At 74.3% G+C, this 22,414-nt stretch carries 2 protein-coding genes and 1 pseudogene; all 3 read right to left on the minus strand.

Translation table 11 applies throughout. The features are described from left to right. Window positions 1–219 (minus strand): annotated as a pseudogene (locus SXIM_RS28865) (acyl carrier protein); the annotation flags it as partial. After that, window positions 216–2,003 carry a carbamoyltransferase family protein gene (locus SXIM_RS25485; RefSeq protein ID WP_053116304.1) on the minus strand — a complete coding sequence of 596 codons (1,788 nt, stop codon included), beginning with the start codon at window positions 2,001–2,003 and terminating at the stop codon, window positions 216–218. The pseudogene SXIM_RS28865 and the gene SXIM_RS25485, both read right to left, overlap by 4 nt. Continuing rightward, window positions 2,003–22,249 (minus strand): non-ribosomal peptide synthetase, encoded by a 20,247-nt coding sequence (locus SXIM_RS28640; protein ID WP_078847035.1) that lies wholly within the window; start codon window positions 22,247–22,249, stop codon window positions 2,003–2,005. Before SXIM_RS28640 ends, SXIM_RS25485 begins: the two co-directional genes overlap by 1 nt. Window positions 22,250–22,414: the final 165 nt, after the last annotated feature.

Here is a 22,414-nt window from a genome sequence, read left to right on the forward strand (position 1 = left end):
CCGCCCGAACTCCGGGTAGTCGTACAGCAGATCGAGATCGATGTCGGTGCCGGTGACGGCGCGCAGGCTCATCGCCGCCTCCACCGCCACGATCGAATCGGCCCCGGCGAGGAAGAAGTGGTCCTCGTCCCCGGCCGGATCCGCGCCCACCGCGCGCCGCCACACCTCGGCGACCGCCGCCCGCAGCCGCTCCGGGTCACCGCCCGGCGCCGCGGTCACCGCCCGTCGCCTTCCGCCCGGACCCGCGTCACCAGCACGTCCCCGATGGCCAGCGCGTCCAGCGAGGATCTGGCGAAGGTCTCCACCGCCTCCCGGGGCGTGCGCACGATCGGCTGACCGCGCAGATTGAAGGAGGTGTTGAGCACCACCGGCGTGCCGTGGTCGTCACCGAACCGCCGGATCAGTTCCCAGAACACCGGCGCCTGCGCCCGCTGCACCACCTGCACCCGGGCCGAGCCGTCCACGTGCGTGATCGACGGCAGCGCCTCCCGGTACTTCTCCCGCACCTGCGCCACACACAGCATGTGCCGGTAGAGATTCTCCTGCCCGGGGACGATCTCGAAGTACTCCCCGGCCTCCTCGGCCGTCACCGCCGGCGCGAACGGGCGGAACTCCTCGCGCTGTTTGACCACCGCGTTCAGGTGCGCCCGCATCCCCGGCACCCGGGGGTCGGCCAGAATGCTGCGGTGCCCCAGGGCCCGCGGCCCGAACTCCATCCGCCCCTGGAACCAGGCCACCACCGCCCCGCCGCCCAGCAGTTCGGAGACCCGGCCCAGCAGTTCGGGCCGGGCGAGCCCGGTCACCTCGAAGCCCGGGCCCAGCCCCGCCAGCGCCGCCGCGACCTGCGCGGTGTCGAACTCCTCGCCCCAGTACGGCATCGTCATGGCGGACGGCGCGGCCGGACGGCGCTGCCGCAGCTCCCACAGCGCGGCCCCCAGGGCGCTTCCGTCGTCCCCCGACGCCGGCTGCACGAACACCTCGTCCACCAGACCGCTGCGGGCGATCACCCCGTTCGCGGTGCAGTTGAGCGCCACCCCGCCCGCCATGCACAGCCGCCGCGAGCCACCGCCCGGCAGCTCGCGCGCGGAGCGGAGCACGTGCAGCAGGCTCTCCTCCAGGGTGTGCTGCACCGTGGCGGCCACGTCCATGTGCCGCTGCTCCAGCGGTGCCCGCGGATGCCGGGCCGGGCCGAACACCTCCTCCAGCCGGCGGATCACCCCCCGATGCGTCTCCCGCTCCAGCGGCGTGCGGTCGTGCGCCAACAGCGGGGAACGCAGCCCGCCGTCCGCGAGCCGCCGCATCAGCTCGCCGTCGGCCTGCGGGAACCGGCCCCGGTCGCCGTACGGGGCGAGGCCCATCACCTTGTACTCGTCCATCCCCGGCAGAAAACCGAGGTACTGGGTGACGACGCTGTACAGGATGCCCAGCGAGGCGCCGATCGGATAGCGCCGCAGCGTCCGCAGCTGCGCGCCTTCGCCGGCGTGCACCGAGGTCGCCTCGGTCTCGCCCATGCCGTCGGCCACCAGCACCGTCGCGGCCTCGAACCCGCTCAGCCAGTAGGCGCTGGCCGCGTGCGCCAGATGGTGCGGCACCCGCACCAGCTTGCGTTCCCAGTCGTGGCCGGGGAAGTGCTCGCGCAGCACCTCCCACTGCACTCGCTCCGCGTACGCCTCGGCGAACCAGCGGCGGGTGTACGCGTCCCGTTCGAACGCGGCCGACGGCTCGTAGCGGAAGCCGTGCGCGACCACGTCGACCTCATCGAGGGACACCCCGGCCATCCGCAGACAGGCCGTGACGGCGTCCACCGGGAACGCCCCGGTGCCCTTGTCGCCGTCGTGCCGCTCCTGGGCGGAGGCGGCGAGCACCCCGTCCTCGCTCACCAGCGCCGCCGCCGAGTCCAGGCCCTGCACCAGCCGCAGCTCGCGGTGGTCAAGCCCCGGCAGCAGCTCACGCTTGAGCGCCTGCGTGCGGTCCAGACCGCTGATTCCCAGTACGAGCACCATCAGGCTCCCCTCGATTCGGTCCGATCGCGCACCGCGTCGGCCACGGCGCCGACCCAGGGCCGGCGCAGCATCTGGAAGTGGTCGCCGTCCGTGTGCGCGACCGTCAGTGACCCCGTCAGCTCCCGCCAGCCGGCCGCGATCCGTTCCCGCTCGGCCGCGCCGTCGGTGAGCGACAGCACCAGCCGCGCGTCCCCGGCGAAGCGGGCGGGACGCCAGCGGCCGAGCGCGCCCAGCAGGTCACGCCAGTACGCCAGCAGCGTGGCCGTGGTCGGCCCGTCCAGTTCGGCCAGCGCCGCCGCGTCCACCCCCAGCGTCGCCAGCACCCCGCCGGCCTCCCGGCCGCCCAGCAGCGCCGCCGGACCCTCGCGCAGCACCGCCGCGCGGATCCGCTCCAGCCGCTCCACCGTCACCCCGGCCCGCGCGGCATCCGCCGGCTCCGGCGCGTCCGGTGCTCCCGGCGCCACACCGGACTCGGCGTCGATGACGACCAGCCGGGAGACCGGGACGCCCAGCCGCCGCAGCCGGACCGCGACCTCGTGGGCGAGCGCGCCCCCCGCCGACCAGCCGGCGACCACCACCGGTTCCCGGCCGGCCAGCAGCGGCGCCAGCTCCCGTACGTACGCCGTCGCCAGGTCGTCCAGTCCGCCCGGCGCGGCACCCGACCACGGGTCGCCCATCAGGCCCAGCACCTCGAACTCCCCGGCCAGCTCCGCCACCAGTTCCCGGTAGCCGAACAGCGTGCCGCCCAGCGGATGCGCCAGGACCAGCGGCACCGCTCCCGGCGTGCCGCCCAGCGGCACCACCCGGTCGCTGCCCGCGCCCGCGCCGTCCAGATACGCCGCCTGCGCGGCGACCGTCGGCGCCCCGTACAGCCGGGCCAGCGGCACCCGTACCCCGAAGTGTTCCCGCAGCCGCTCGGCCAGCCGCACCGCCAGCAGCGAGTGACCGCCCAGCGCGAAGAAGTCCTCGTGCACCCCGATCCCGGACCGGCCAAGCAGCCCCGCCCACACCTCGGCCAGCCGCCGCTCCGTCCCGGAGCGCGGGGCCCGGCCCTCCGCCGGTCCGCCGCTGCCGGGACCCGGCAGCCGCAGCGCCGCCCGGTCCAGCTTCCCGCTCGCGGTCCGTGGCAGCGCGTCGACCCGTACGACGTCCGTGGGGATGGCCGCCTCGGGCAGCAGCCGCGTCAGGTGGAGCCGCAGTGCCGCCGGCTCCGGCAGGGTGTCCGTCGCCGGCACCACGTGCGCCACCAGCCGTGGCCGGGACCCGGCACCGGTGTGGTGCGCGGTGACCGCCGCCGCCGCGACCGCCGGATGGCCGCGCAGCGCCGCCTCGACCTCGGCCGGCTCCACCCGCTGACCCGCGATCTTCACCTGCCCGTCGGCGCGGCCCAGGAACTCCAGCATCCCGTCCGCCGTGTACCGGCCCCGGTCCCCGCTGCGGTACAGGCGGCTGCCCGGCGGCCCCCACGGGTCGGGGACGAACCGGTCGGCGCTCAGCACCGGATCACCGAGGTAGCCGCGCCCCACACCGGCCCCGCCGATGTGGATCTCGCCCGGCGTCCCGGGCGGCACCGGATCGCCCGCCGCGTCCAGCACCCGGATCACGGTATTCGCGTCCGGCCGGCCGATCACCGGCGCCGGGCGGCCCGCGAACGGCGCGTACGTCGCCTCCACCGTGGTCTCGCTCGGGCCGTACGCGTTGAACGCCGTCACCTTCGGGTGATCCCGCAGCAGCGCCCACAGGTCGGGCGGGCACGCCTCGCCGCCCAGCACGATCACCGACGGCGGGAACGGGGCGTCCAGCAGCCCGGCCTCCACCATCAGCTGGACCTGGGCCGTCGTCACATCCAGGGTGTCCAGGGCCGTCTCCGGCCGCTGCGCGCGCTCCACCAGCAGCCGTGGATCGCGCCGCTCCGGCGCGCCGAGCAGGGTCAGCGGATGCCCGTCCAGCAGGGCCAGGATCTGCGCCAGGAAGAAGTCGGAGACGAACGCCGAGGTCCCGGCCGCCATCCGCAGCGGTTGCCCGCCGCCCGCCTCCCGCAGCCGGGGGAGCAGGGTCGCCTCGGCGAAGTCCGTCAGCCCGCCGTGCTCGATCAGCACCCCCTTGGGGCGTCCCGTGGAGCCCGAGGTGTACAGCACCGCGGCCAGATCGTGCGGCCCGACGGCGGGGAACTCCACCGCCTCCCGGTCCGTGCCGGGCTCCGGCTCCGTGCCCACCACCAGCACCGGCACCCCGGCGCGCGGCGGCTCCGCGGCACCGTCCGGTGCGGTGAGCAGCAGGACCGGCGCCGACTCCTCGCCCATCAGCCGCTGCCGCGCGACCGGCAGTTCGGGATCGAGCACCACGAACGCGGCACCCGCCCGCCACACCGCCCAGATCGCGGTGAGCGCGGCACGGCCTGGCCGCAGCCACACCCCGACCACGTCCCCGCGGCGCACCCCGGCCCGCAGCAGCCGCGCCGCCAGCGCGTCCACGGCCGCGGAGAAGGCGGCGAAGGTCAGCGGGCCGGCCTCGTCCCGCACCGCCACCGCCCGCGGGGTCAGCGCGACCCGCGCGGCCAGCAGCTCGTGCACCGGCTTGCGCGACACCTCCCGCACCGGGCCCTGCCAGGCGGCCAGCCGTGCGCGTTCGTCCGCACCGGCCGCCAGCACCTCGCGCAGCGGCGCGCCCGGGTGCCGGCCCAGCGTGTCGAGCAGCCCGGCGAACGACGCGAGCAGCTGCTCGGCCGTCTCCCCGTCGTACAGCTCGGGACGGAAGGTCAGCTCCAGATGCAGCGCCCGGGCCGACTCCGTCACCTCCAGCGACAGGTCGAAGTGGGCCCCGCCCGGCGGCAGCGAACGATCCGTCAGCCGCAGACCGGCGGGCGCCCCGGCGTCCGCGCGTCCGGACCCGGCCGCCGGGACATGCGTGAACATGGTGCGGAACAGCGGATTGCCGCCCGCCTCCCGCTCTGGGCGCACCGCCCGCACCACCTGCTCGAACGGCAGCTCCTGGTGCGCGAACGCCTCCAGCACCGCCGTGCGCACCCGCGCCAGATGGGCCGCGAAGTCCTCCTCCGGATCGATGCGCACCCGCAGCGCCAGCGTGTTCACGAAGAACCCGATCAGCGCGGCCGTGTCCGGGTGCGAGCGCCCCGACACCGGCGTCCCCACCGTCACGTCCCGGCTGCCCGCGTGCCGGGCCACATGCAGGCAGTAGACCGCCAGCAGCGCCATGAACGCCGTACTGCCGGTGTCCCTGCGCAGCTCCGTCAGCCACGCCACCCGCTCCGCCGGGATCCGCAGCCCGCGCCGGTCGCCGGAGAACCCGCCGTCCTCCGGGGCCGGCCGGTCCGGCTGCGGCACGGTGGGCACCGCGCCCGCCAGGGTCCGTGTCCAGTACTCCCGCTCGGCGCCGCCCCGTTCCGCCAGCAGCTCCCGCTGCCAGCGCGTGTAGTCCGGGTAGTCCGCCGCCAGCCGGGGCAGCCCGGCCGCCGCGAGATCGCCGTCCGCCCGGTACAGCGCCCACAGTTCCCGCTCGAAGACCTCCAGCGACCAGGCGTCCAGCGCCACATGGTGCGCGACGAACGCCAGCGTGTGCCGCCGCGACCCGGTCCGCCACACCCGCACCCGCAGCAGCGGGCCCCGGGTCAGGTCGAACGGCTCGGCCACCAGCGCCGACAGCCGCGCCGTCACCTCCCCGGGCGGGCACTCACCGGCGGCCAGACCGCAGCTCCAGGCCGGCCCGACCCGCTGCACCACGGCGCCGTCCGCATCCGTGTCCAAGGTGGTGCGCAGCGCCTCGAACCGCCCGATGAGCGCGTCCACGGCCGCGCCCAGCCGCGCCACGTCCAGCGGCCCCTCGACATCGCGTGCCCAGGTCACGTGGTACGTGGGGCTGTCCGGTGCCAGATGCCACAGGAACCACAACCGCTCCTGGGCGTACGACGCGGGCAGCGCCTCCCCGGGGGCCCGCACGGCCCGCACGATCGGACCGGAGGCGGTGGTGCCGCGCGCCGTGTGCTCCTCCAGCAGCCGGGCCATCGCGGCCACCGTGGGGCGTTCGAACACCTCGTGCAGCCGCACCCTGACCCCGAACTCGGTGCCCAGCCGCATCACCAGCCGCACCGCCAGCAGCGAGTGCCCGCCCAGCGCCACGAAGTCGTCCTCGATCCCGACCTCGGTCAGCCCCAGCACCTGGCACCACACCGCCGCCACCCGCCGCTGCGTCGGCGTCACCGGCGGGCCGCCGTGCCGCCGCGCCGCACGCGGGGTGCCGGCGGCCCGCCGCAGCGCCTCCCGGTCCAGTTTGCCGACCGCCGTCAGCGGCAGCCCGGCGACGGTGCGCAGCACCGAGGGCACGGCCACCGCGGGCAGCCGGTCGGCCAGATACGCCGTCAGCCCGGCGTCGTCGGGGGCCGCTCCGGCCGGCACCACGTGGGCCACCAGCGTCGTACGGGCTCCCGGCGCCGTGCCGTCGCGGTGCGCGGTGACCGCCGCGGCCGAGACCCCCGGATGGGAACGCAGCACCGCCTCGATCTCCGCGGGCTCCACCCGCTGGCCCGAGATCTTCAGCTGCTGGTCCGCCCGGCCGGCGAACTCCAGCAGCCCGCCCGCGCCGTACCGCACCAGGTCACCCGTCCGGTACAGCCGGGCCCCCGGCGGCCCCCAGGGGTCGGGGACGAACACGTCCGCCGTCAGCTCCGGCCGGCCCCGGTAGCCCCGTGCCACGGCCGGGCCGCCCAGATACAGCTCACCCGTGGCGCCGGGCGGCACCTCGCGCAGCGCCGCGTCCAGCACCCGTACGCGGACGGCGCCCAGCGGCCTGCCGATCACCGGATCCTGATGCTCGGTCACCCGGATCCCGGTCACATCGACCGTGGCCTCCGTCGGACCGTAGGTGTTGTGCGCGATCGTCCCCGGCCGGGCGGCCAGCGCCGACCACAGGTCCGGCGGGCACGCCTCGCCGCCCAGCGTCACCAGCCGCGGCGGATGGGGCGCGTCCAGCAGCCCCGCCTCCACCATGAGGTGCACCTGCGCCGTGGTGGCGCCGATGACCCCGGCCGCCCGTCCCGCGTCCTGGGCCCGCGCCACCAGCTGCCGCGGGTCGCGGCCCTCGGCCCCGGAGAGCACCAGCAGCGTGTGGCCGTCCAGCAGCGCCAGCACCTGCTCCAGGAAGAAGTCCGACAGGAAGGCCGAGGTCCCCAGGGCCACCCGCAGCCGTTCCCCGCCGGGGGCCGCCTCGCGCAGCCGGGGCAGCAGCAGTCCGGTGGCGTAGTGGGACAGTGAGCCGTGCTCGACGGCCACGCCCTTGGGCGCCCCCGAGGTCCCGGACGTGTACATCACATAGGCCAGGTCCCGTTCCGTGACGGTGACCGGCTGCTGGTCCGTGTTCCCGGGGTCCGCCGGGCCGTCGTCCGGGCCCGACCACCGCAGTGTCGGGAAGCCCTCCGGCACCGACCCGGCGCCGTCGTCCCCCGTGACCAGCACGACCGGCCCGGCGTCCTGGGCCATCAGCCGCAGCCGGCCCGCGGGCAGTTCGGGATCCAGCGGGACGAACGCCGCCCCCGCCTTCCACACCGCCCACACGGCCGTGACCGCGCCCCGCCCGGCCGGCAGGCAGATCCCGACCAGGTCGCCCCGCCCCACCCCGGCCCGCCGCAGCCGGCCGGCCAGCCGGTCGCTGTCCGCGTCCAGCGCGGCGAACGTCACCCGCCGCGCGCCGTCCTCCAGCGCGACGGCCTCCGGAGCGGCGGCCACCTGGGCCCGCAGCATCGCGTGCACCGGCACCCGGGCGCCGTCCCGCGCCCCGTCCCGGCCGCTCCACGCCTCCAGCAGGTCGCGCTCCGCCGTGCCGAGCAGCACCGCCTCCTCGTGCGGGGCGTCCGGCTCCGCCGCCATCGCCCGCAGGGCGCGCAGATGGTAGTCCCGTACGACCGTCACCTGATCCGCGCTCAGCCGCCGTGCGTCGTACTCCAGCTCAAGACGCAGCTCCTGCGTCCCCGCGTCCCGGCTGACCGTCACGCCCAGCACGAAGTTGGTGCGCCCGGTTCCCGCGACATCCTGCTCCGCAGCCTCGGTGTCGGACACCTCCTGGGCCAGCGCCCCGAACTGGTGGAAGTGGTTGTACGTGAAGCTCGCGTCGAACAGCGGGCCGCCGCCCAGCTCACGCTGGAGCGCCGCCATCGGGTAGCGCCGGTGCGGCAGCAGCGCGCGTTCGGCGGCGAAGACCGCCCGTACCAGATCGGCCCAGCTGCCCGGGGCGAGCGCGAGCCGGAAGGGCACGGTGTTCAGGAACAGACCCCGGGCCTCCTCGCCGTCCGTCTCCTCCAGCCGGCCGTTGGCCGTGAGCCCCACCAGGACGTCCGGGTCGCCGGTCGCCAGACCCACCGCCCGCAGATGCGCGGCCAGGACCACCGACTTGAACGGCACGCCGCACCGGCGGGCCACCGCGTCGAGCCCGGCGGCCGTCGCGGCGGGCACCGGCGTGCTCAGCACACCGTGCCCGGCCGCCTCGTCGCGCTCGTGGCTCTCGCCCACGACGTGTTCCCCGAGCGGCACCGGTGCGAGTCCCGCCGCACGGCGCGGCAGCCGCGCCTCGGGCCGGCCGGCCAGCTGCCGGTGCCAGAAGTCACGGGTGGCGCCGGACGCCAGCGCGGCCCGCTCGGCGGCGACGAAGTCCCGGTAGCGGGACCGGACCGGCTCGGGTCGCGGCGTACCACCCGCGAGCAGCTGACGGTAGTGACCGTGGATCTCGGTGAGGGTGGAGGCCAGGCTCCAGCCGTCGAGCACGGCGTGGTGTTCGGTGACGCTCCACTGGAAGGTGGTGTCGGTGAGCACATGGACCGTCATCCGCCACAGCGGCGCCGACTCCAGCACGAACGGACGCCGCCGTTCGTTCTCGACGTACGCCACCAGTGCGGTCCGCCGCCCCGCCTCGTCCAGGTCGCGCAGATCGATCACCGTCAGCGGTGCCGGGGCCTCCCGGTGCACCAACTGCATCGGTTCGGCGTAGCCGGTGAGGTCGAAGGAGGTGCGCAGCGCCGGATGCCGGGCCACCGCCAGGCCCACCGCCTGCCGGAAGGCCGCCTCGTCGAACGCCCCGGGCAGCCGCAGCGTCTCCACGTTCAGGTACGGCAGCCGGTCCGGGTCCGACTCCATCTCGTAGACCATGCCGACCTGGAGTTCGGCCATCGGGTAGGCGTCGGTGAGTCCTTCGGGCAGGCGTGCCCGGTCCTCGGGGGAGAGCAGCGAGAACGCGCCCTCGTCGCCGGGGCCCGGCTCCCGGGCCGCTACGACCGTGGTCACCTCGGCCAGCCGCGCCACGGTCGGCCGTTCCAGCAGATCGGGCATCGCGAACCGCAGGCCCGCCACCCTGGCGCGTCCGAGCAGTCTGATGGCGCGGATGGAGTCGCCACCCAGGTCGAAGAATGAGTCGTGCCGGCCGATCCGCCCGGTGCCCAGGACCCCGCGCCACACGGCGGCCAGTGCCTCCTCGTGGCCGGGCCGGGGCTCCTCGTACTCCACAGCCAGTTCGGGCCGGTCGGTGGGTGGTGCGGGGAGGGCGCGGGTGTCGATCTTGCCTTGGGGGGTGAGGGGCAGCTGGGCGAGGTGGACGAAGTGGTGGGGGATGGCGTAGGGGGGCAGTTCGGCGGTGAGCCGGGTCCGCAGCTCGGTGGTGTTGAGGGGTTGTCCGGTGGTGGTGGTGAGGTAGGCGGTGAGGGTGTCGGGGTGGGTGTGGGTGAGGTGGGCCTGGGCGATGTGCGGATGCCGCTGGAGGGCGGTTTCGATCTCGGCGGGTTCCAGCCGGTGGCCGCGTACCTTGATCTGCTGGTCGGAGCGTCCTTGGTGGTGGAGGGTGCCCTGGGGCGTCCAGTGGGCGAGATCGCCGGTGCGGTAGAGGCGGCTGCCGGGCGGGCCGTAGGGGTCCGGGACGAAGCGGTCCGCCGTCAGCGCGGGGCGGCCCGTGTAGCCCCGGGTCACACCGGCACCCCCGACGTACAGCTCGCCGGTCACACCCAGCGGAACCGGCTCACCCGCGGCGTCCAGGACGTACACCCGCAGATCCGGCAGCCCTCGCCCGACCGGGGCGGTCGCCCCGGCCAGATCCTCCTCGGTCAGGCGGATGTGGGTGACGTGGACGGTGGTTTCGGTGATGCCGTACATGTTGATCAGGGCGGGGGCATCGTAGCCGTGCCGGCCGGCCCAGGCACGGACGGAGGGCTGGTGCAGCTGCTCGCCGCCGAACACCACCGCGCGCAGCGCCGTCTCCTGGCCGGCTGCGGCGTCCACCTCCTCGAACGCCCGGAACGCCGTCGGCGTCTGGCTCAGCACCGTCACCCCCTCCGAGCGCACCAGGGCGTGGAAGGCGTGGGTGTCGCGGGCCGTCTCGTGCGGCACCACGATCAGGCGGGCGCCGGTGGTGAGGGGGCCCCAGATCTCCCAGACGGAGAAGTCGAAGGCGAAGCTGTGGAACTGGCTCCACACGTCGTCGGTGCGGAGTTCGAGTGCGCTGCGCGCGGCGGTGAACAGCCGGGTGACGTTGCGGTGGGTGACGGTGGTGCCCTTGGGCCGGCCCGTCGACCCGGACGTGAAGATGACGTAGCAGGCGTTCTCCGGATCGATCGCCACGTCGGGGGCTTCCTCGGCGGTCTCCCGGAACGACCCGATGTCGAAGGGGACCCAGGGCCCTTCGGGTGCGGTGGTGTTCCGGGTCAGCACCAGAGGTGCGGCGGTCTCGGTGAGGATGTGCCGCAGGCGTTCGGCGGGGAAGGTGGTGTCCAGCGGCACGTACACGCCGCCGGCCTTCAGGACGGCCAGCGCGGCGACGACGGCCTCCGCCGAGCGGTCGAGGAGCAGGCCCACCGGTGTCTCCGCGCCCACTCCCCGTTCGATCAGGGCGTGGGCGAGCGCGTTGGCCCGCCGGTCCAGATCCCAGTACGTGAGCCGGTCCTCCCCGCAGACCACCGCCACCGCGTCCGGGGCCTGGGCGGCCCGCGCGGCGACCTGTTCGTGCAGCAGCCCCGCCGCGCACACAGTGTCACCACCCACCCAGGAGCCCACCAACTCCCGCTCCGCCGCCGGTATCAGGGACACCGGAGCGTACGGCGCCTCCGGATCCGCCGCCATCGCCTCCAGCGCCCGCACATGTGCGTCCCGCAGCCAGCCGGCCTGCTCGGCCGTCAGCTCGGTGGCGTCGTACTCCAGGTCCAGCCGCAGTCCGGCCGCCCCCGGCTCCCGGCTCAGCGACACCAGCAGCGGAAGGGTGGTCCACCCCGCCCCCGTCACCGGCTGCTCCTGCGCTCCCGCGTCGAAGGGGGCACCGTCGGGGCCCGTGCCGTCCAGCTGATGGAAGTGGTGGTGGACGAACCCGGCCGCGAACAGCGGTGCGCCGCCCAGCTTCCGCCGTATCGCCGCCATCGGGTACCGCCGGTGCGGATGCGTTGCCCGCTCCGCCGCGTGCGTGGCGCGCGCAAGATCGGTCCAGCTTCCGCCGGGCAGCCGCAGCCGGAACGGCAGGGTGTTGAGGAACAGGCCGCGTGCCTCGGTGCCGTCGGCCTCCTCCAGCCGGCCGTTCGACGACAGCCCGGTCACCACATCCGGGCTCCCGCCGGCCACCGCCAGCACCCGCAGATGCGCCGCCAGCAGCACCGACTTGAACGGCACCCCGGCCCGCCGGGCGAACGCCTCCAGCGCCGCCGTCAGCTCCGCGCCCAGCGGTGTCTCCAGTGCGCCCCGGCCCGCCGCCGCGTCGGTGCGCCGCCGCTCGCCGGGCACCACCGGTGCCGGTGCGCCCGGGATCCGGGCGGTGCCGACCCGGGGCAGCCGCGGGTCCGGCCGGTCGGCCAGCAGATCGAGCCAGAACCGTTCGCTGTCGGGGGAGGCCAGCGCGGCGCGTTCGGCGGCGATGAAGTCGCGGAAGGTGGAACGCGGCGCCGCGTGCCGGGTGTCGTTCCCGGTCTGCAGCGCACGGTAGGCGGCGCTGATCTCGGTGAGCGTGGAGGCCAGACTCCAGCCGTCGAGGATGGCGTGGTGTTCGGTGACGGTCCACTGGAAGGCGTCGTCGGTCAGGACGTGCACCGCCATCCGCCACAGCGGCGCCCGGTCCAGCGGGAGCGCCGCGTCCCGCTCCGCGCGGATGTACTCGGTCAGCACCGTCCGCCGGTCCGGCTCGTCCAGGCCCCGGATGTCGGTGACGGTCAGCGGTGTCTCGGCGGTGCGGTGGACCAGTTGCAGCGGCTCGGAACGGCCGTCGAGGTCGAAGGAGGTACGCAGGACGGGGTGCCGGGCCACGGTGCGCGCGAGGGCCTCACGGAAGGCGGTCTCGTCGAACGGTCCGCTCAGCCGCAGGGTCTCCACGTTGTGGTACGGGTTGCGGCCCGGTGAGCGCTCCTGCTCGTAGACCATGCCGATCTGGAGTTCCGCCATGGGGTAGGCGTCGTCGAGCCCACCGGGCAGGGTGGCCCGGTCCTCGGGCGTGAGCAGGTCGTACGGCTCGGCGGAACGGGGGTGCGCACCGGCCTCCGCTCCCGGCGGAGCCTGGGCGGCGGCGACGGCCAGCGCGGCCGGGGTGGGGTGGTCGAGCAGATCCTGGAGGGCGAAGACCAGCCCCGCGTCCCGGGCGTGGCCCAGCACCTGGATGCTGCGGATGGAGTCGCCGCCCAGGTCGAAGAAGTTGTCGTGGCGGCCGACGCGGTCGATGCCGAGGACCTGCTGCCAGATGGCGCCGAGGCGCTGCTCCACCTCGCCCCGTGGCGGGTCGAAGGGCTGGACGAGGGAGGGCCGTTCGGCGGCCGGCACGGGCAGGGCGGCGCGGTCCACCTTGGCGTTCGGGGTCAGCGGCAGTTCGTCCAGGGTGACGAAGCGCTGCGGCACCATGTACCCGGGCAGCCGCGCCGCCAGCCGCGACCGCAGCAGGTCGGGCGGCGCCGTCTCGCCGGGCCGCGGCACGACGTACCCGACCAGGTCCGTGACCACCCCCGGCGTCCGCCCGTCACCGCGGGCGGTGACCACGCACGCCTGGATCTCCGGCTGCTCGCGCAGCGCCGCCTCGATTTCGCCGAGTTCGATGCGGTAGCCGCGGATCTTGATCATGTGGTCGATGCGGCCGAGGAATTCGAGCGTGCCGTGCGGGCTCCAGCGCCCGCGGTCCCCGGTGCGGTACAGCCGGCGCCCGGGGTGGTGCGGGTGGGGGAGGAAGCGTTCGGCCGTGAGCGCCGGGTTGTCGAGATAGCCGCGTGCCAGGCAGGGGCCGGATACGTACAGTTCGCCGGGCGTCCCGATGGGGGTGGGCAGGCCGGCCTTGTCCAGGACGTGGACCTCGGTGTTGACCAGGGGGGAGCCGAGGGGCAGCGGCCCCTCGGGAACGTTCCCCTGGGTGAAGGTGCCGCAGACGGAGAACGTGGTGGTCTCCGTCGGCCCCCAGCAATTGACCAGTTCCAGACCCGGGTGGCGTTCGAGCACCCGGCGGGCGTGCTGCGGGGAGACGGTCTCGCTCCCGGTGAGGAAGCGCCGCAATCCGTCGAAGGTGGCGGGTTCGTGGTCGACGAGCAGCGCGAACAGCGAGGCCGTGGCGTGCAGCACGGTGACCCCGTACGCGCGGACCCAGCGGGCGATGTCCGCGGGCCCGTAGGAGTCCGGCGGAGCCATCACCAGCCGGGCGCCGCCCACCAGCGGGGCCCACACCTCGAACGTGGCCACGTCGAAGGAGGACGGGGCGATCTGCAGCAGGACGTCCTGCGGCCGCAGCACCATGCTCTCCCCGCCGTGCAGGAGTTCGGTGACATTGCGGTGCCGGGTCACCACCCCCTTGGGCCGGCCGGTCGAGCCCGAGGTGAAGACGACGTACGCCCCGTGGTCCGGGCCCACCCCGCTCACCGGGTCGGCGTCACGCAGCGGATCACCGCCCGCGTCCTCGGCCACCGTCACGGGCAGGACCGTCCAGGGGCCGTCCGGTATCCGGTCCCGCGCGGCCTCGGTCGCCAGCAGCACGGTGGCCCCGCACGCGCGCAGCATCCCGTCCAGCCGGGCGGCGGGGAACCCGGGGTCGAGCGGCACATAGGTGCCGCCGGCCTTGAGGATGCCGAGCAGCGCGGTGACCATCTCCAGGGAGCGTTCGGCACCCAGGCCGACACACACATCCGGTCCGACGCCGAGATCCCGCAGGGTGTGGGCCAGCCGGTTGGCCCGGACGTTCAGTTCGCCGTAGGTGAGCTGCCGGTCCCCGGCGACGACGGCGACCGCGTCGGGTGTGGCGGCGGCCCGGGCGGCGACCATCTCGTGCACCGGCACCGCCGGCACCTCGACCCGGGGCCCCTGCCAGGAAGCGATCATCCGCGCCTCGGCGTCCGGTACCAGCGGAGCCCGCCGGTGCGGCGCCTCCGGGTCGGCCACCATCGTCTCCAGCACCCGGGTGTACGCGTCCCGCAGCGCGGCGGCGCGGCCCGGCGCCAGCAGCCGCGCGTCGTACTCGAACTCCAGCCGCAGCCCTTCGGTCTCCAGCCCCCTGCTGATGGCGACCACCAGCGGGAAGTGGGTGCGCGCCATACCGCCCCGGACGTCCGCCTCGCCCTGTGTCAGCGACATCCCCGGGCCGTCGGTGGCCGCCGCAAGCTGGTGGAAGTGGTTGTAGACGAAGCTGACCTCGAACAGCGGATCGCCGCCCAGCTCCCGCTGGATCGCCGCCATCGGGTAGCGGCGGTGCGGCTGTGTCTCCTGCTCCCGGGCGAAGACGGCCCGCGCCAGATCGGTCCAGCTTCCGCCGGGCAGCCGCAGCCGGAACGGCAGGGTGTTGAGGAACAGGCCGCGTGCCTCGGTGCCGTCGGCCTCCGCCAGCCGGCCGTGCGTCGTCAGCCCGGAGACGACGTCACCGCTGCCCGTGAGCAGACTCAGCACCCGCAGATGTGCCGCCAGGACGACGGACTTGAACGGCACCCGCGCGCCGCGGGCCAGGGCGTCGAGCCGGCCGAGCAGCGCGGCGGGCAGCACCGTGCTGAGCGCGCCGTACCCCTGGGCCTCGTCGTGCTGATGACTCTCGTCCCCGGCCCCGGCCGCACCCGGCAGGCCCGTGACGGGGAGCCGGCTGTCGGGCCGGTCGGCGAGCAGCCGGTGCCAGTAGTCGCGGGTCTCCGCGGAGGTGAGCGCGGCGCGTTCGGCGGCGATGAAGTCGCGGAAGGTGGAACGCGGCGCCGCGTGCCGGGTGTGGTCCCCGGCGCGCAGGGCGTCGTAGGCGGTGCTGATCTCGGTGAGGGTGGAGGCCAGGCTCCAGCCGTCGAGGATGGCGTGGTGTTCGGTGACGGTCCACTGGAAGGCGTCATCGCTCAGGAGATGCACCGTCATGCGCCACAGCGGTGCCTCGGACAGGGTGAGCGGCCGCTTGCGCTCGTGTTCCAGGTGCCCGGCGAGCGCGGCGTGCCGGGCCGCGTCGTCCAGGCCCCGCAGGTCCGTCACCTCCAGGGGCGTCACGGCGTGGGCGTGGACGAGCTGCACCGGGACGGAGCAGCCGCTCAGTTCGAAGGAGGTGCGCAGGACGGGGTGCCGGGCCACGGTGCGCGCGAGGGCCTCGCGGAAGGCGGCCTCGTCGAACGGTCCGGCCAGCCGTATGGAGTGCACGTTGTGGTACGGGGCCCGCTCCCGGTCGCGTTCCTGCTCGTAGACCATGCCGATCTGCAACTGGGCCATGGGGTAGGCGTCGTCGAGACCCCCGGGCAGGGCGGCCCGGTCCTCGGGGGAGAGCAGGGTGAACGGCGCCTGCTGTTCGGCGTCCGCCGCCCGCGTGTCGCCGTCATCCTCGTCCCGGGTCACGGCCTGTGCCAGTTCGGCGAGTGTGGGGCGGCGCGTCACCTCCTGGAGCGCGAACCGCAGACCGGCACTCCGCGCCTGGCCCAGGATCTGGATGCTGCGGATGGAGTCGCCTCCGAGGTCGAAGAAGTTGTCGTGGCGGCCGACGCGGTCGATGCCGAGGACCTGCTGCCAGATGGCGGCGAGGTGCTGTTCCGTCTCGCCCTGCGGCGGGTCGAAGGCTTCGACGAGGTCGGGGCGCTCGCCGTCCGGGGCCGGCAGGGCGCGGCGGTCCACCTTGGCGCGCGGGGTCAGCGGCAGGGCGTCGAGGAACACGAACTGCCGGGGCACCATGTACCCGGGCAGCCGTTCGCCGAGCCAGCCGCGCAGCTCGCCCCGGGTGGGGGCCGGCTCGTGCGGCACCAGATAGCCGACCAGGTCCGCCGGGCCCGTACCGTCCTGCCGGGCCACCACCACGCACTCCCGCACCTGGGGGTGGGCGCGCAGCGCCGTCTCCACCTCGCCGAGTTCGATGCGGTAGCCGCGGATCTTGATCATGTGGTCGACGCGGCCGAGGAATTCGACGGCGCCCCGGTGGGTCCAGCGTCCGCGGTCGCCGGTGCGGTAGAGGCGGCGGCCGGGGTGGTGGGGGTGGGGGAGGAAGCGTTCGGCCGTCATGGTCGGGTTGTTGAGGTAGCCGCGTGCCAGGCAGGGGCCGGATACGTACAGTTCGCCGGGCGTCCCGATGGGGGTGGGCATACCGGCGTCGTCCAGGACGTGGACCTCGGTGTTGACCAGGGGGGAGCCGAGCGGCAGCGGTCCGTCGGGGAGTGTGTGCCGGGTGTAGGCGCCGCAGACGGAGAACGTCGTGGTCTCGGTGGGGCCCCAGCAGTTGACGAGTTCCAGCTCCGGGCAGCGCTGGAGGACGCGCGCGGCGTGCTGGGGGGAGACGGTCTCGCTTCCGGTGAGGAAGCGCCGCAATCCGTCGAAGGTGGCGGGTTCGTGGTCGACGAGCAGCGTGAACAGCGAGGCCGTGGCGTGCAGCACGGTCACCTCGTGCTCCTGGACCCAGCGGGCGATGTCGGCGGGTCCGTAGGAGATCGGCGGAGCCATCACCAGCCGGGCCCCGCCGACCAGCGGGGCCCACACCTCGAACGTCGAGTTGTCGAACGGCAGCGGTGCCAGCTGCAACAGCGTGTCCGCGCCGTTCAGCGTCAGGAACGGTGCCCCGTGCAGGAGTTCGGTGACATTGCGGTGCCGTGTCAGCACCCCCTTGGGCCGGCCGGTGGAGCCGGAGGTGAAGATGACGTAGCAGCCGTTGTCGGGGCCGACCCCGCTGACCGGGTCGGAGTCCCGCCCCGGGCCGGCCGGTTGCGGCCGTTCCAGGTCCAATACGTCCCACGGCCCGTCCGGCACCCGGTCCGCGACCCGCTCCGTCGTCAGCACCAGCGGCGCGGCGACCTGCTTGAGCATGTACTCCAGCCGGGCGGCCGGGAATTCGGGGTCCAGGGGGACGTAGGTGCCGCCGGCCTTCAGGATGCCGAGCAGCGCGGTGACCATCTCCAGGGAGCGTTCGGCGCACAGACCCACGCACACGTCGGGTTCGACGCCGAGGTCACGCAGGCGGTGGGCGAGCCGGTTGGCGCGCAGGTTCAGTTCGGCGTACGTGAGCCGCTGGTCCCCGGCGACGACGGCGACCGCGTCGGGTGTGGCGGCGGCCCGGGCGGCGACCATCTCGTGCACCGGCACCGGCGGCACCTCCGTGCGCGGCCCCTGCCAGGAGGCGATCACGGCCAGTTCGGCATCGCCCACCAGCGGCGCCTGCCGGTGCGGCGCGCCCGGGTCGGCGACCATGGCGCGCATCACGCGCACGTACACGTCGCGCAGCAGCAGCACCTGATCCTGCGTCAGCACATCCGGGTGGTAGTCCAGCCCCAGCAGCAGCCGCGAGGAGTACGGATTACGGATGATCCCCACGTTCAGCGGGAAGTTGGTGGGCTCGGCCCGGACCGTGCTGAAGCTGTCGATCTTGCCGTCCTCGATCCGGATCCGGTCCGCACCGAAGGCCTTGCTCAGCACATGGAAGTGGTTGTAGACGAAGTTCACCTCGAACAGCGGGCCCCCGCCGAGGCCGCGCTGGAGCGCGCCGAGGGGGTAGCGGCGGTGCGGCAGCAGATCGCGTTCGGCCGCGAAGACCGCCCGCACCAGATCGGCCCAGCTGCCGGTCGGCAGTTGAAGCCGGAACGGCACGGTGTTCAGGAACAGGCCCCGGGCCTCTGCCCCGTCCGTCTCCTCCAGCCGGCCGTTGGCGGTGAGACCGACCAGGAGATCCGAACTGCCGGTGAGCACGCTGATGGCTCGCAGATGCGCCGCCAGCGCCACCGCCTTGAACGGCACCCCGCAGTGCCGCGCGACCTCCTGGAGGCCGTCGCACACCTCCTGCGGCAGCAGGGTCTCCACCGAGCCGTAGCCCTCGGCCTCGTTGTGCACCCGCCATTCGTCGGGCATCGCCTGCCCGGCCAGCACGGACGGGGCGTCCACCGGGCGGCGCGGCAGCCGGCAGTCCGGACGGTCCCCGACCCGCTCCAGCCAGAACTCCTCGCTCTCCCGCGAGGTCATCGCTGCCTTCTCCGCCGCGATGAAGTCGCGGTAGGTGGACCGCGGCGGCTCCGGGCGGGGATCACCTCCCGCCAGCAGCTCCTGATAGAGCGAGGTGATTTCGGAGAGCGTGGAATGCAGGCTCCACCCGTCGAAGATGGCGTGGTGTTCGGTGATGGTCCACTGGAACACCACGTCCGCCAGCCGGTGCAGGCCGAAGCGCAGCAGCAGCGGGTGCGCGTGGTCGAAACGGTGTGCCCGCTCCGTCCGCACATAGTCGGCGATGACCTCCTCCTGGGCCGCGTCGTCCAGCTCCCGCACGTCGACCACGGTGAACGGCATCTCGGCGTGCGCGTGCACCAGTTGCAGGGGCTCGCTGTAGCCGCTCAGGTCGAAGGACGTGCGCAGGATGGGATGCCGGGCGACGACCCGGGCCACCGCCTCGCGGAAGGCCGCCTCGTCGAACGGGCCGATGATCCGCAGGCTGTCGACGTTGTGGTACGGCCGCCGGTCGGGGTCGAACTCCATCTCGTAGACCATGCCGACCTGGAGTTCGGCCATCGGGTAGGCGTCGGTGAGTCCCTCGGGCAGCCGGGCCCGGTCCCCGGCGGTCAGCAGCGAGAACGGCTCCGGCGCGGCGGCCGGCCCCCGCGCCCCGTCCTCCTGTCCGTCCGTGGGCGTGGTGACGGAGCAGACCCCGGCCAGTCCGGCGGCGGTCGGGTGCCGGAACAGGTCCTGGAGGGCGAAGGACACCCCGCCGGCCTTGGCCCGCCCCAGGACCTGAAGGGCGCGGATGGAGTCGCCGCCCAGGTCGAAGAACGAGTCGAGCCGTCCCACCCGGCGCACACCGAGGACCTCGCTCAGGATGTCGGCGAGAAGCTCCTCCACGGGACCCTGCGGCGCGGCGTACTCCTGCCCGAGCTCCGGCCGTTCCTGATCGGGAGCGGGGAGGGCGCGGGTGTCGATCTTGCCCTGGGGGGTGAGGGGCAGGTGGGTGAGGTGGACGAAGTGGTGCGGGATGGCGTACGGCGGCAGTTCAGCCGTGAGCCAGGTCCGCAGCTCCGTGGTGTTCAGGGGCTGTCCGGTGGTGGTGGTGAGGTAGGCGGTGAGGGTGTCGGGGTGGGTGTGGGTGAGGTGGGCCTGGGCGATCCCCGGATGCTGCTGGAGCGCCGCCTCGATCTCCGCCGGCTCCAGCCGGTGCCCGCGCACCTTGATCTGCTGGTCGGAGCGTCCTTGGTGGTGCAGGGTGCCCTGCGGCGTCCAGCGGGCCAGGTCGCCGGTGCGGTACAGGCGGCTGCCGGGCGGGCCGTAGGGGTCGGGGACGAAGCGGTCCGCCGTCAGCGCCGGGCGTCCGGTGTAGCCCCGGGTCACACCGGCACCCCCCACGTACAGCTCGCCCGTGACACCGATCGGCGCCGGCCGGCCGTGCCGGTCGAGCACCCGGATCGTCATGTCGGGCAGCGCCGGGCCGATCGGGGCCGTGCTGTGGCGGAGATCCTCCTCGGTCAGGCGGATGTGGGTGACGTGGACGGTGGTTTCGGTGATGCCGTACATGTTGATCAGGGCGGGGGAGTCGTAGCCGTGCCGGTCGGCCCAGGCACGGACGGAGGGCTGGTGCAGCTGCTCGCCGCCGAACACCACCGCGCGCAGCGCCAGCGGCTCGCCGCGCTCCGCGTCGACGGCCTCCAGGTGGCGGAACGCGGTGGGCGTCTGACTGAGGACGGTGACGTTCTCCCGGCCCAGCAGGGAGTGGAAGGCGTGGGTGTCGCGGGCCGTCTCGCGCGGGACGATGACCAGGCGGGCGCCGGTGGTGAGGGGGCCCCAGATCTCCCAGACGGAGAAGTCGAAGGCGAAGCTGTGGAATTGGCTCCACACGTCGTCGGTGCGGAGTTCGAGTGCGCTCCGCGCGGCGGTGAACAGCCGGGTGACGTTGCGGTGGGTGACGGTGGTGCCCTTGGGCCGGCCCGTCGAACCGGAGGTGAAGATGACGTAGCACGCCCGGTCGGGGGAGATCGGTGCGGTCTGCGGCGCGGTGTCCGCCGCCGGTGGCTCCCCGTCCACGGTCGCGATGTCGAGGGCGGTCCAGGGTCCTTCGGGTGCGGTGGTGTTCAGGGTCAGTACGAGGGGTGCGGCGGTCTCGGTGAGCATGTGCCGCAGGCGTTCGGCGGGGAAGGTGGTGTCCAGCGGCACGTACACGCCGCCGGCCTTCAGGACGGCCAGCGCGGCGACGACGGCCTCCGCCGAGCGGTCGAGGAGCAGGCCCACCGGTGTCTCCGCGCCCACTCCCCGTTCGATCAGGGCGTGGGCGAGCGCGTTGGCCCGTCGGTCGAGGTCCCGGTACGTCAGCCGCTCCTCCCCGCAGACCACCGCCACGGCGCCCGGGGTCCGGGCGGCCCGCGCGGCGACCTGTTCGTGCAGCAGCCCCGCCGCGCACACAGTGTCACCACCCACCCAGGAGCCCACCAACTCCCGCTCGGCAGGGGGCATCAGCTCCAGCCGGCTCACCGGCAGATCCGGCTCCGTCACGGCGTGGCCGAGCAGCGTGCGCCAGTGGTCGACCAGCGTCGCCACGTCCGCCGCCTCGAACAGGTCGGTGGCGTACTCCACCTCCAGCCGCAGCCCGCCGGCCCCCCGGTACACCGACCAGGTCAGGTCGAACTTCGCCGTGTCCGTCGGCACCATCGTGCGCCGCACCGCGACCCCGTCCGGCAGCGTCGTGTCCGGCTCCTCCTCGTGCAGGGCGAACACCACCTGCACCACCGGCGTGTGGCTGAGGGAGCGCTCCGGCCGCAGCCGCTGCACCGCCACATCGAAGGGGACCCTGCTGCGACCCAGGGCGTCCAGCACCCCGGTCCGCGAGCGCTGGACCAGGGACCGGAAAGAAGGGTCGTCCGACAGGTCGCTGCGCACCACCAGGGAATCCGCGAAGAACCCCACCAGCTCGTTCAGCCGGGGCAGCCCGCGCCCGGCCACCGGCGAGCCCAGCACGACATCCGTACTGCCCGAATGCCGCGCCACCAGCGCCTGGAAGGAGGCCAGCAGCACCATGTACAGGGTGACGTTCTGGTCCGCCGCGAAGGTCTCCAGCTCCCGCAGGGGCACCCCGGTCAGGGGGTACGAGCGCGTCCGGCCCCGGTGGCTCAGCTCGGCCGGGCGGGTCCTGCCCGTTCCGAGATCCAGCACCTCGGGAGCACCGTCGAGTGCCTTCTCCCAGGCCGCCAGCGCCTTGTCGGCCCGGGGGCCGGCGACCGTCTCCCGCTGCCACAGCGCGTAGTCCGCGAACTGCACCTCCGGCGCCACCGCGGCACCGCCCGCCGCCTCCCCCTGTTCCCAGGCGGCGAGCAGGTGACGCTGGAAGACCTCCACCGACCAGCCGTCGCAGGCGATGTGGTGGAACGTCAGGTGCAGCCACAGTTCGTCGTCCGCGATCCGCAGCAGCACGTACCGCACCATCGGTCCGGTCGCCAGGTCGAAGGGGACCAGCGCCTCGGCCTTCACCAGCGCCTCGGCACGCGCCCGCCGCTGCGCGACGTCCTCACCGCTCCCGTCCGCGGCGAGGTCCATCAGCCGCCCCGGGACCCGCCGGTCCTCCAGGACCCGCTGCCGCGGTTCCCCGCCGCGGTCCTCCCCGATGACCGTGAACAGCACGTCCTGGCCGGCCGCCACCGCGTTCACGGCGGCCGGCAGCCGCTCCTCGGCGTCCTCCGGGAGTGGCCCGGTGAACCGCAGGGTGACCGGGATGTTGTAGACCGGGCGTCCGCCCATCCAGCGGTCCAGGAACCACAGCCGCTGTTGTCCGTAGGACAGCGGTCCGCGTTCCGCCGGACGGGGCCGGAGAGTTCTGCTGGAGGGGGCCGGTGAATTCGCCGGGCGACGGATGCCGTTGTCCATGTACGAAGTCCTTCTCGCCGGCCGAGTAATTCGGCGGATGACCGGTGATGTTGATCCGGAAGGCAGGGCGGAGCGCCAGCACAATGCGGAGGAAAGGGCGTCGAGCTGTGGAACATCTGCACGCTAGGGAGGCAATGGGGGCACGTCAAGGGATTCCGGTGGCTG

The organism is Streptomyces xiamenensis, assembly GCF_000993785.3.
Lineage (GTDB): Bacteria > Actinomycetota > Actinomycetes > Streptomycetales > Streptomycetaceae > Streptomyces > Streptomyces xiamenensis.